The sequence below is a fragment of the Thermopetrobacter sp. TC1 genome (assembly GCF_000746275.1).
Classification (GTDB): Bacteria; Pseudomonadota; Alphaproteobacteria; order Rhizobiales; family Aestuariivirgaceae; genus Thermopetrobacter.
Genome location: NZ_JQKX01000021.1, coordinates 58,708 through 69,795 on the forward strand (window position 1 = coordinate 58,708; position 11,088 = coordinate 69,795).

The following is an 11,088-nucleotide window of genomic DNA, read 5'->3' on the forward strand; positions in this document are numbered from 1 at the left end:
GGTCAAGCATTCTGGAATGGGATGAGGTCCCGTTTCGCTCATGAAGACCCTTTTCTAGCCGGCTGAGCCCCATGCGTCCTTCCGATCTCGATCCTCTTTTCGCATCGGCGCGATCGTTGCCCGGCGTCGGCCCGCGCATGGCGCAGACGCTGGCGCGCCTCCTCAGCCGCGAAAAGGCCGAGGATGTGCGCATCATTCATCTGCTGCTGCATCTGCCGCATGCCGTTATCGACCGCAGCACCATCCTGCCCATCGCCCGCCTGCCGCGCAGCCCCGGCGCGGTGGTCACCGTGCGCGGGCACGTGCTGGAACATCGCGAGGTGCCGCGCGGCGCGCGCACGCCCTGGCGGGTACTGTTGAGCGACGACAGCGGCGTTCTCGAGCTCGTCTATTTCCATCCGCGGCCGGACTATCTGCGGCGTATCCTGCCCGTGGGCGAAGAGCGCATCGTGTCCGGGCGGCTGGAATGGTTCGACGACAAACCCCAGATGCCGCATCCGGACCATGTCGTGACCGAAGAGGCGTTCGCCGCCCTGCCCCGGCTGGAGCCGGTCTATCCGCTCACGGCCGGCATCTCCAACAAGGTTCTGGGGCGCATCATGCGCGCAGCGCTCAAGCGTCTGCCCGATCTGCCGGAGTGGCTGGATGAACATTTACGCGCGCGCGAGGGCTGGCCCGCCTTTGCCGAGGCCTTGCGTCAGGTGCATGCGCCCGAGAATGCCGAAAGCCTGGCACCCGATTCTCCGGCGCGCTTGCGGCTTGCCTATGATGAACTTCTGGCCAATCAGCTGGCGCTGGCCCTGGTGCGACGGCACATCCGCAGCGCCCGCGGCCGCCGTCTCACCGGCGATGGCACGCTGGTGGCGAAGGTGCAGGCGACCCTGCCCTATACCCTCACTGAAGGGCAAAGGAAGGCGCTGGCCGAAATTCTGGCCGACATGGCCGGGCCGGAGCGGATGCTGCGCCTGCTGCAGGGCGATGTGGGCTCCGGCAAGACGGTGGTGGCGCTGCTGGCCATGGTGGCGGCGGTGGAAGCCGGCGCGCAGGCCGCCCTGATGGCCCCCTCTGACATTCTCGCGCGTCAGCATCTGGCCAGCATTGCGCCCCTGGCAAAGCAGGCCGGAATTGAAACCGTGCTGCTCACCGCCCGCGAGAAGGGCAAGGCGCGCAAACAGGCGCTTGCCGATATCGCCTCCGGGCGCGCCGGCATCGTTATCGGCACCCACGCCCTGTTTCAGGAGGACGTCACATTCGCCGATCTCGGCCTTGTCGTGGTGGATGAGCAGCATCGCTTTGGTGTGCATCAGCGTCTGGCGCTGCAGGCCAAGGGCGCGCGCACCGATCTTCTGGTGATGACGGCAACGCCCATTCCGCGCACGCTGGCGCTTACGGTCTACGGCGATCTTGAGGTCTCGCGCCTTCTGGAAAAACCGGCGGGACGGCAGCCTGTGAAAACTTCGGTGATGCCCATTGCGCGCATTCCGGAGGTGATCGTGCGCCTGAAAACGGCAGTCGCGGCCGGGGCGCAGGCCTATTGGGTGTGCCCGCTGGTGGAAGAATCGGGCGTTCTGCCCACCACTGCCGCCGAAGAGCGTTTTGCCATGCTTAAGGAGCATTTCGGCACGCAGGTGGGGCTGGTGCACGGGCGCATGAGCGGCGAGGCGCGCGATGCGGTGATGGACGCCTTCCGCGCCGGCGACATCCGGGTGCTTGTGGCCACCACTGTCATTGAAGTGGGGGTGGATGTGCCCTCCGCCACCATCATGATCATCGAGAACGCCGAGCGCTTCGGCCTTGCCCAGCTGCACCAATTACGCGGGCGCGTGGGCCGGGGAAGCAAGCCCTCCTCCTGCCTGCTGCTTTATCGCCCGCCGCTGACCGAAACCGCGCGCCAGCGTCTGAAGGTGATGCGGGAAACCGATGATGGCTTTGCCATTGCCGAGGCGGATTTGCGCCTGCGCGGCGCCGGCGAGCTTCTGGGCACGCGCCAGTCCGGCATGCCGCAGTTCAGAATGGCGGACATGGTGCGCCATGCCCGCCTGCTGGAAATGGCGCGCGATGATGCCGCCCTCATCCTCGCCCGTGATCCGAAACTTGAAAGCCCGCGTGGCGCGGCCCTGAAGCGGCTGCTCTATCTCTTCGAGCGCGACGAGGCGATCCGCCTGCTTCTGGCCGGCTGAAGCCGGAAACCGTTCACAGGCCCCAGATCAGGAAACAATATATTGCTTCATCTGCTCCGCCTCGAAGGCGATCTCCTCCATGCGCTCCTTCACCACGTCGCCAATGGAGACGATGCCGACGAGATGTCCGTCGTTCACCACCGGCAGATGGCGCACCCGCCTTTCCGTCATCACCCGCATCAGCTGCTCGGTGCTGTCTTGCGGCCGGCAGGTGATGACCTCGCGGCTCATGAACAGGCAGGCGGGTTTCTCCGCCGCTTCCGGACCATGCTCGGCCAGGGCGTTGACGATATCGCGCTCGGAAATGATGCCGCTTATGTTGCCGGCCTCATCCAGCAGCACCAGCGCGCCGATGCGCCGCCGCTTCAGCTCGCGCGCGGCCTCCTGCAGGGTGATGTCACAATGAGACGTGGCAACATCGCGCCCTTTCCGCTTCAGAATGGTCTCCACCGTCATGGCGTTTCCTCCTCTCTCCCGTCCGGGATGCTTCTTGTGTTTTTAAGGCTTTCGCCTTTTGTATTAATAAAGAAGAATAACATCATTCCCGGGCAGTTGACAAATCGGGGTTGCGTCAAGAACGCGGCCGGTCGAAGAGGCCGAAGAGAAACAGGCCGGTGAGAAACCCGCCCATGTGCGCCTGCCAGGCGATTTCGCCACTGGCATCAAGCGCATGGGAGGCGGCCAGGCCGAAGACAAGATTGCCCCCCAGCCATACGGCGATGAAAATCAGCGCCCCATGGTTGCGGAAGGTTTCGGCAAGGGTGAGCGGACGCACCGTATTGAGATCGCGCGAGAGGCTGAAATCGAGGCTCTCGCCCCGGGCATAGAGCAGTCGGATGGCAGCGCCCATGAGCCCGGAAATGCCACCGGAGGCGCCAATCAGCATGGCATTTTCATTCGGGCTCAGCATGAGAAAGGTAAAGGCGCCCGCAGCGGCGGAGATGAAGAACAGAGCGAGAAAGCGCACCGCTCCGATGCGCCGGGCCACCGGCGTGCCGAAAGCGGCAAGCCATACGGCATTGATCAAGAGATGCGTCCAGCCCGCATGCAGGAAGGCATGCAGAAACGGGCTGGCCAGCCAGGCAAGCCAGCCGCCCGGCATGATATCGGGCGGCATGGCATAGCGGGCGGGATAGAAGGCGGCGTAGGTGATGAGAAGCCGATTGGAGATGAAGGATAGGAGATATTCCCGCACCACATGCACGGCAACGAAGCTCAAGATCAATGCCAGCACCACGGCCGGAATGTTGATGGCGGGTTCGCGCGCGGGCACGTGTGATGATTCGTTCATGAAGGCGGCAGGATCATCCTGAAGCATGTCCTGGGGCCAGGCCCTGCCTCTGGGATCTTCGTCATCATCGCCGCTTCGCCATTCTCTGTCGTTCATGCCGCCTCTCCCGAACACATTCCGGGCGCAATGCCCGGCAATTGTTGTTGACAAGCGATCTTCCGCCCTTGATACGCCCCCGGCAAGCTTTCATCAGCTTAAAAAAGGCCAATCACAACCGGCAGGCCTTGCCGATCGTTTTTCTAGCGGCCACGGCTGACGCCGGACTGGCACGCTCCCTGCAATGCCCGCAACAGGGCAGTCAAGGGACGCATCACAATGAAACACGAACACAAGGATACGGCATCGGCAAGGCAAAGGGCGAACGTGACTTCTCTCAGTCACTACATGCCGCAGCGTCTGCCCATTCGTCACGAGGGCACGCGGCGGCTGTTCCGCCTGTGGGAATCGCTGCGGGGCGAACGCAGCGCTCCGGACAAGGACGAGCTGCCGCTGACGGACATGGGCCCGCTGCTGCCATGGCTGGGGCTGACGGAGGCTGATGAGCGCGGCCGGCAGGTCTGGCGCCTGGCGGGATCTGGCCTGGCCATGCTCATCGGTGCCGGGCTGGAGGGGCAGGAAGTCTTCCGTCGCTGGGAGCGCTTCGAGCGCGAGACCTTGCAGCGCATGCTCGGCAATGTTACAACCCATGCCCAGCCTTTCGTGGCCCAGCTTGCCCTGCGGGATGAAACCGGGGAGCTGGCGGTGGAGCTCTCGGCCTTTCCGCTGCGTGATCCGCTGATGCGCACGCGGCTTGCCCTTTTGCTCATGCTGCCGCTGACAAACGAAGCGGTGCTCTTCGGCCCGGCGGAAGATGCGCGGCTTTTGGGCCTGCGCACCATCTGGACCACGCCAATCCCTGGCGTTGAGGGCAGCCTCACTGCCCCCCGTCCCAAAGGCGCGCACGGATTTGCGCCTTTCACGGTCATTCCCGGCGGGCGCCGCGACTGATCCAGCACCTCTTTGCCAGTCCGTCAGGCTATTTTGAGGTCATCCCTATCGCGCCTGATGCGCCTGCCCTGCTTCGGCCCCTGTCTTCGGTCTGCGCGGCTGCGGCAGGGAAACATGAAGCCCGTAGCGCAGCCCCAGCCTGCGCGCCTCGCCGGCCGGCAGCTCCAGAACGGCAAGCACGGGACGTCCGGCGGCGATGGGCGTGAGATCGCCGGGCCTTGCGTTTTCATGAATGTGCACGATGCGCCCGGCGGCATCGATGAAGATCATGTCCAGCGGAATGAGCGTGTTCTTCATCCACAGGGCGGCCATGCCCGGCCTGTCCCATAAAAGCAGCATGCCGTGCCCCTTGGGCAGGCGCTGGCGAAACATCAGCCCGCGCTGGCGCAATGCCGGCGTGTCGGCCACCTCCACCTGAAGCGTGACGAACCCGTTATCGGTTTCGATCATCAGCGGCATGCGCGCAAAATCCGGCGGCTGTGGCTGCGCCAGGGCCGGCGACCCGAAAGGCGACGGCAGAGCACCGGGCACGAGAAGGCCCGGATGTTCGCTTATGCCTTCAGCGGCAACGAGCGAGAGAAGAACGATGAATGCCCTGAAGATGCGAAGCATGGATCGCCTGCCGCCGGGATCTTGAACGGCAACGGTCAGAAGGCAAAGGCGGGCTCGGCTCTGGCGAACCCGGGCAGGGCCGGCACGGCGGCGTCATGCTCGTCCACGAATGAGACAGCATCACCGCGGCGGGTCCAGACTCGGATGCGCGCGGCATGCTCCGGCCCGAAGACGGCAACGAGGCGGCCAAGATCCTTCAGTTGCGAAAGCAGGGTCTCAGGCGTGGTCTCAATGCGGCCGTTGATGATGATGACATCGAAAGGCGCCTCCTTGGCCAGGCCCTCATCATGCGCGCCCTGCACCACCGCGGCATTGGTATAGCCCAGCGCCTCCAGCGTCTCGCCTGCGCGGGCGGCCAGGGCATCATCCCGCTCCAGACCGATGACAGACTGGGCGATGCGCGAAAGCACCGCAGTGGAGTAGCCGGTGGCGCAGCCGACATCCAGCGCGCAATCATCATGATGAATCTCGGCCAGCTGCAGCATGCGGGCAAAGGTCATCGGCTCCATGAGATAGCGCGGCGCGCCCTGCCCGTCGTTGCCGATGAAGAGATCCTCGTCGATATAGGCATGATCGCGCTGATCTTCCGGCACGAAGGCCTCGCGCGGCACCTCGGCCATGGCGGCGATCACCTTCAGATCGATGACCCCGCCCGGGCGGATTTGCGATTCGATCATGTTGCGCCGTGCCTTGGCGAAATCGCTCATGGAGCACCCTCCCTGATCCTTGCCGGGCCATGAGCCCAGGCGTTGCGCATATAGGCATCAAAGCCTGACCCGTTATGACCCGTAAAGCCAAGCCGCTTGTGCCGGGGCCGGCGGAAAAAACCGCCGCAGCCGCTTTCGCAATGCGGACAGGGGCGATGAAACACGGCCGCATCGCGCTTGTCCAGCCCCGTCTTTGCTGGCAAGCTCTTGTTGCTGCAAGCCCAACGGAAAAATTTTCAAACCGCCCCGCGTCCCTGCCCAAGCACCTTGTCTATGCAAAATATCGGGTGGTTGGGCGGGGGCGCGGGGCGGTGGGCGGTATGAAAATTCGCCGACTGGCGAATTTTCGTTTGAACTGTCAGGAGGAAACGTCCGGCTCTGCAAAAATGCCGGATGCTAACGATCACACAAAAATGGACGAAAGGGCATCATGCACGCTGCTTCCGACATCACCCGGCTGATCGGCAATACCCCGCTGATCAGGCTGAAAAAGGCCTCCGAGATCACCGGCTGCACCATTCTGGGAAAGTGCGAGTTTCTCAATCCCGGCTATTCGGTGAAGGACCGCCCTGCCCTGTTCATGATCCGCGATGCGCTTGATCGCGGCCTTGTGGAACCAGGCGGCGCCGTTGTGGAAGGAACCGCCGGGAACACCGGCATCGGCTTAACCCTCGTTGCCAACGCTCTTGGCCTGAAATCGGTCATCGTGATTCCCGAAACCCAGTCGCGCGAAAAGAAGGAGGCCTTGCGCCTGCTTGGCGCGCAACTGGTGGAGGTGCCGGCGGTGCCCTACCGCAATCCCAACAACTACGTGAAATATTCCGCCCGGCTGGCCGAGCGGCTGCGCGATGTCTTTCCCGGCGGCGCCTTCTGGGCCAATCAGTTCGACAATGTGGTCAACCGCAAATCACACGAGGAGACCACGGCGCAGGAAATCTGGGATCAGACCGAAGGGCGGGTGGACGCCTTTGTCGCCGCGGTGGGCTCCGGTGGCACCCTGGGCGGTGTTTCCGACGGGCTGAAGGCGAAAAACCGCAACATCGTAATCGCCCTGGCCGATCCCCATGGTTCGGCCCTTTATTCCTGGTACACCCGCGGCGAGCTGAAGGCGGAAGGCAGTTCCATTACCGAGGGGATCGGCCAGGGCCGTATCACGAAAAACCTTGAAGGCGCCATCGTGGATGAGGCCTTTCGCATTTCCGATGCCGAGGCGCTTGAGGTGCTCTATGACCTCAATCTGCACGAAGGCCTGTGCCTCGGCGGCTCCTCGGGCATCAATGTGGCCGCCGCCATCCGGCTTGCGCGCAAGATGGGGCCGGGCAAGACCATCGTCACCATGCTGTGCGATCCCGGCTCGCGCTACCTCTCGCGGCTTTACAATCCCGCCGTGCTGAAGGAAAAGGGATTGCCCCTGCCGCCCTGGGTGACGAATCCGGGGCCGGAGATTCCGGAGGTTTTCGAACCGGTGCCGGAGGAGAAATCATGAGTGTAGGCCATCATACCGAAGAGCTGTTCCGGCAAGACGCCTATCTCTTTCAATGCCCCGCCACGGTGCTGGCCGTGAATGATCGCGGCGGCATCATCCTTGACCGCACGGTCTTCTATCCCACCGGTGGCGGACAGCCGGGAGATTCAGGCGTGCTCATCCTGCCGGATGGCAGCGAGATTGCCATTGCCACCACGGTGAAGGATCGCGAAACGGGCGAGATCGTGCATGTGCCTGCGGAAGGCGCCTCCCTGCCCGCGCCGGGCACGGAGGTGACCGCACGCATCGATGTTGAACGGCGACGGCGGCTCATGCGGGTGCATACGGCCATGCACATCATGTGTGCGCTTGTTCCTTTTCCCGTCACCGGCGGTCAGGTAGGGGAAGACGGCGGGCGGCTCGATTTCGCCATCGAGGATGCCTCTGCCGTGGACAAGGAGCGGCTGACCGAGGAGATGAACCGCATCATCGCCGAGAATCATCCGGTGCGCGCTGTCTGGATCACGGAAGAGGAACTTGATGCCAACCCGGATCTTGTGCGCACCATGTCGGTGAAGCCGCCGCGCGGCAGCGGCCGGGTGCGGGTGATCGAGATCGGCGAGAACGGCTGCATCGACAGGCAGCCCTGTGGCGGCACCCATGTCATGCACACGAGCGAAATCGGCCGCGTGCAGGTGACGAAAATGGAGAAGAAGGGCCGCTTGAACCGGCGGATCCGCTTTTCGCTGCTTGAGCCTTGAGGCCCTCAAGTGCACAGCTTGCCGCCGGCGGTGATCCTGCAAGGGACGATGAGTGCATGACGCTGATGCGGCAAGGCCTGAACGGATATCAGGACATGCCGAATTCATGAAAAAGAGGGGGATGCGACCTTGAGCGAGGAAAAAAGCTGGCTTGTCTCCACCGAGTGGCTGGCGGCGCATCTGGATGCGCCGGATGTTGTGGTTCTGGATGCGAGCTGGATTCTGCCGGAAGAGCTGGCGCCGGGCATGGAAACGCCACGGGAGGAGTATCTGGAAGAGCATATCCCCGGCGCGCTGTTCTTCGACATTGACGAAATTGCCGATCCGGATTCGCCGCTGCCGCACATGCTGCCCTCGCCAGAGCGTTTCTCCTCCTTCATGCGCAAGATGGGCATCGGCGATGGTCATCGCGTCATCGTCTATGACACTTTTGCGCCCTTTGCCGCGCCCCGGGCCTGGTGGATGTTCCGCTATTTCGGTCATGACGATGTGGCGGTGCTCAACGGCGGGCTGGACAAGTGGAATGAAGAGGGCCACCCGGTGGAAAGCGGCGAGCCCCGCCCCCGGCAGGCCCGGCATTTCACGGCGCGGCCGCGCCGCTCGCTCCTTGCCGACAAGGAGCAGGTGAAAGCGGCCCTGAAGGCAGGACGGCCGCAGGTGGTGGACGCCCGCTCAAGGGGGCGTTTCTGCGGCACGGAGCCTGAGCCTTATGAGGGCATTCCCGGCGGACACATGCCGGGGGCGAAGCATCTGCACTATGCCGCCCTCATCAACACCGACGGCACCTACAAGACGCCGGAGGAAATCGCGCAGGCCTTCCGCGAGGCCAATGTGGATCCCGCCCAGCCCGCCATTTTCACCTGTGGCTCGGGCGTGACCGCCTGCACCCTTGCGCTTGGCGCAGCGCTGCTCGGCCATCCCGATCACGCCGTCTATGACGGCTCGTGGCTTGAATGGTCGCAGGCGCCGGATACGGAAAAGACAACGGAGGATCCGGTCATCTGCGCCGGAGAGGATGCATGAACACAGAAACCGGCGCAGAAAAGGAGGCGGGCAAGGCTGCGCCTAAGCGGCTTGAGACCGTCGTGACCTATCTGGAGATGACGCGGCCAAGCCATGCCTTTGTGCCGCCACCGTCTGGCTTGCGCATGCTGCTGATGCAGGCGCACAAGCCCACGGTGCATTTCTATCGCTATCTCTATGACACCGTGGGCGGCCCCTATCACTGGATCGACCGCCGCCTGCTTTCGGATGCGGACCTTGCCCGCATCATCACCGCGGAGACCACCTCCATCTTCGTTGCCTATGCCGATGGTGTGCCGGCCGGGTTCTTTGAGCTCGATGACCGGGGGGAAGGCGAGCTTTGGCTTGCCTATTTCGGCCTGATCCCGGACTTTCACGGCCGCGGACTGGGCAAGTGGCTGCTGGCGGAGGCCATCGATGCCGCCTTCGCCAGGGAGCCTAAGGTTCTGCGGGTGGAGACCTGCACGCTCGATGATCCCCGTGCGCTGCCGCTCTATCAGAAAATGGGCTTCGTGCCCTATGAGCGGCGCGAGAAGGTGATCGAGATCCCGCCCGATCTCTCATGAAGGCGCCTTTGATGGAGGCGCCTGAAACCCCGTGGCGATCAGCCCCGCATCCGGCATGGATGGAACGACACACATGAGCGAGACCTTCGATTATGACCTCTTCGTCATCGGCGCCGGCTCCGGCGGTGTGCGCGCAGCGCGCATTGCAGCCGGCCATGGCGCAAAGGTGGCGATTGCGGAGGAATACCGCGTGGGCGGCACCTGCGTGATCCGCGGCTGCGTGCCCAAGAAGCTGTTGCATTATGCCGCGGCCTTTCGCGAGGCTTTCGAAGATGCCAGGGGTTTTGGCTTTTCCGGGCAGGAGGCCGCGAAATTCTCCTGGGAAGCGCTGATTGCGGCGAAGGATGCGGAAATCGCCCGCCTTAATGGCCTGTATCTCAAGACCTTGCGCAATGCGGGCGTGGAGATCCTTGAAACGCGGGCGGAATTCGCAGGGCCCCACGAGATTTTCCTCGTCAGCGAGGAGCGCATCGTCACCGCCCGCATCATTCTCATCGCCACCGGCTCGGTGCCTTTTGTGCCGCACAACATTCCGGGCGCGGCCTTTGCCATCACCTCCAACGAGGCCCTGGACCTGAAGCGACAGCCATCCTCCATCGCCATCATCGGCGGGGGCTACATTGCGCTGGAATTTGCCAGCATCTTCAACGCGCTGGGCAGCGAAACCCACCTGCTCTATCGCGGACCGCAGATCCTGCGCGGGTTCGACCGCGAACTGCGCGACCGTCTGGCCGCGGCCATGACCGCGCGCGGGGTGAACATTCATGTGCATGCGGAGGTGGACCGGATCGAGCGCCTCAATGGCGGCCGCGACGGCTATCGCGTTCACACGCGCAAAGGCCTCACTCTGGAGGTGGCGGAAGTGATGTATGCCACCGGCCGCCAGCCCAACACCTTCGATCTGCATCTGGAAAAGGCTGGCGTTGAGGTGCTGGCCAATGATGCGGTGAAGGTGAACGATTATGGACAGACCTCGGTGCCGCACATCTATGCGGTGGGCGATGTCACCAACCGCGCGCAGCTCACGCCGGTGGCCATCCGCGAGGGCCATGCCTTTGCCGATCGCGTCTTTGGCGGGCGCGATGTGCCGCCTCTCGATTACGAGACGATCCCCACCGCCATTTTCTCCCTGCCGGAGGCGGCCAGCGTCGGCCTTTCGGAAGAAGAGGCGCGCGCCCGCTTCGGTTCGGAAAACGTTGCGGTCTATCGCGCGCATTTCCGCCCGATGAAACACACGCTTTCAGGGCGGGATGCACGCACCTTCTTCAAGCTCGTCACCGCCGGTGAAAACGGGCGCATTCTGGGCGCGCATCTCATCGGCGAGGAAGCGCCGGAGCTCATTCAGCTTCTTGGCACGCTGGTCTCCATGAAGGCACGCAAGGCCGATCTTGATGCCACCATCGCCGTGCATCCCACCGCGGCGGAGGAACTGGTCACCCTGCGCACGCCCGGAAATCCCTATCAGCCGGATGATGCGTCCTGATCCCTTTCCCCTG

Annotated in this window: 12 protein-coding genes; 8 read left to right on the plus strand and 4 right to left on the minus strand. The window is 63.7% G+C overall.

Annotation, left to right across the window (positions count from 1 at the left end):
* Positions 1–71 precede the first annotated feature (71 nt).
* Positions 72–2,180 (plus strand): ATP-dependent DNA helicase RecG, encoded by a 2,109-nt coding sequence (recG, locus tag EK16_RS03165; protein WP_038034670.1) that lies wholly within the window; start codon positions 72–74, stop codon positions 2,178–2,180.
* A 27-nt stretch (positions 2,181–2,207) separates the two neighbouring features.
* On the opposite strand, the gene EK16_RS03170 is transcribed toward recG, so the two are convergent.
* Positions 2,208–2,636 carry a CBS domain-containing protein gene (locus EK16_RS03170; protein ID WP_038034673.1) on the minus strand — a complete coding sequence of 143 codons (429 nt, stop codon included), beginning with the start codon at positions 2,634–2,636 and terminating at the stop codon, positions 2,208–2,210.
* A gap of 115 nt (positions 2,637–2,751) precedes the next feature.
* Positions 2,752–3,567: a rhomboid family intramembrane serine protease gene (locus tag EK16_RS03175; RefSeq protein WP_051928853.1), complete on the minus strand. Its 816-nt coding sequence runs from the start codon at positions 3,565–3,567 to the stop codon at positions 2,752–2,754.
* A gap of 267 nt (positions 3,568–3,834) precedes the next feature.
* Between EK16_RS03175 and EK16_RS11345 the strand changes: the two genes are divergently transcribed.
* Entirely contained in the window at positions 3,835–4,458 is a 624-nt protein-coding gene (locus EK16_RS11345) for a PAS domain-containing protein (protein WP_231573583.1), read from the plus strand.
* A gap of 45 nt (positions 4,459–4,503) precedes the next feature.
* Here EK16_RS11345 and EK16_RS03185 read toward each other — a convergent pair whose 3' ends face one another.
* Entirely contained in the window at positions 4,504–5,070 is a 567-nt protein-coding gene (locus tag EK16_RS03185) for a DUF192 domain-containing protein (RefSeq protein WP_051928855.1), read from the minus strand.
* A gap of 35 nt (positions 5,071–5,105) precedes the next feature.
* A complete protein-coding gene (locus EK16_RS03190) occupies positions 5,106–5,777 on the minus strand; it encodes a protein-L-isoaspartate O-methyltransferase family protein (RefSeq protein ID WP_038034676.1) in 672 nt (223 codons plus the stop codon).
* Between the two features lie 74 nt (positions 5,778–5,851).
* On the opposite strand from EK16_RS03190, the gene EK16_RS12145 reads away from it, so the two are divergent.
* From EK16_RS12145 to gorA, 6 genes are all read left to right on the plus strand, one after another.
* Positions 5,852–6,238 carry a hypothetical protein gene (locus EK16_RS12145; RefSeq protein ID WP_156098458.1) on the plus strand — a complete coding sequence of 129 codons (387 nt, stop codon included), beginning with the start codon at positions 5,852–5,854 and terminating at the stop codon, positions 6,236–6,238.
* On the plus strand, positions 6,208–7,263 hold the full coding sequence (locus EK16_RS03195; RefSeq protein WP_038034679.1) for a cysteine synthase A: 1,056 nt from the start codon (positions 6,208–6,210) through the stop codon (positions 7,261–7,263). Before EK16_RS12145 ends, EK16_RS03195 begins: the two co-directional genes overlap by 31 nt.
* Positions 7,260–8,003: an alanyl-tRNA editing protein gene (locus EK16_RS03200; protein WP_038034682.1), complete on the plus strand. Its 744-nt coding sequence runs from the start codon at positions 7,260–7,262 to the stop codon at positions 8,001–8,003. The genes EK16_RS03195 and EK16_RS03200 overlap by 4 nt, the downstream gene beginning before the upstream one ends.
* Before the next feature lie 129 nt (positions 8,004–8,132).
* A complete protein-coding gene (locus EK16_RS03205) occupies positions 8,133–9,026 on the plus strand; it encodes a sulfurtransferase (protein ID WP_051928856.1) in 894 nt (297 codons plus the stop codon).
* Positions 9,023–9,592, plus strand: a complete 570-nt coding sequence (locus EK16_RS03210) for a GNAT family N-acetyltransferase (protein WP_051928857.1) — start codon at positions 9,023–9,025, stop codon at positions 9,590–9,592. Before EK16_RS03205 ends, EK16_RS03210 begins: the two co-directional genes overlap by 4 nt.
* 73 nt (positions 9,593–9,665) lie before the next feature.
* Positions 9,666–11,075: a glutathione-disulfide reductase gene (gorA, locus tag EK16_RS03215; RefSeq protein ID WP_038034685.1), complete on the plus strand. Its 1,410-nt coding sequence runs from the start codon at positions 9,666–9,668 to the stop codon at positions 11,073–11,075.
* Positions 11,076–11,088 lie beyond the last annotated feature (13 nt).

What these genes read in the sequence shown, in the direction of transcription:
- recG (WP_038034670.1), top strand. Translation starts at nt 72, where the DNA reads ATGCGTCCTTCCGATCTCGATCCTCTTTTCGCATCGGCGCGATCGTTG.
- EK16_RS03170 (WP_038034673.1), bottom strand. Translation starts at nt 2,636, where the DNA reads ATGACGGTGGAGACCATTCTGAAGCGGAAAGGGCGCGATGTTGCCACG.
- EK16_RS03175 (WP_051928853.1), bottom strand. Translation starts at nt 3,567, where the DNA reads ATGAACGACAGAGAATGGCGAAGCGGCGATGATGACGAAGATCCCAGA.
- EK16_RS03185 (WP_051928855.1), bottom strand. Translation starts at nt 5,070, where the DNA reads ATGCTTCGCATCTTCAGGGCATTCATCGTTCTTCTCTCGCTCGTTGCC.
- EK16_RS03190 (WP_038034676.1), bottom strand. Translation starts at nt 5,777, where the DNA reads ATGAGCGATTTCGCCAAGGCACGGCGCAACATGATCGAATCGCAAATC.
- EK16_RS12145 (WP_156098458.1), top strand. Translation starts at nt 5,852, where the DNA reads ATGACCCGTAAAGCCAAGCCGCTTGTGCCGGGGCCGGCGGAAAAAACC.
- EK16_RS03195 (WP_038034679.1), top strand. Translation starts at nt 6,208, where the DNA reads ATGCACGCTGCTTCCGACATCACCCGGCTGATCGGCAATACCCCGCTG.
- EK16_RS03200 (WP_038034682.1), top strand. Translation starts at nt 7,260, where the DNA reads ATGAGTGTAGGCCATCATACCGAAGAGCTGTTCCGGCAAGACGCCTAT.
- EK16_RS03210 (WP_051928857.1), top strand. Translation starts at nt 9,023, where the DNA reads ATGAACACAGAAACCGGCGCAGAAAAGGAGGCGGGCAAGGCTGCGCCT.
- gorA (WP_038034685.1), top strand. Translation starts at nt 9,666, where the DNA reads ATGAGCGAGACCTTCGATTATGACCTCTTCGTCATCGGCGCCGGCTCC.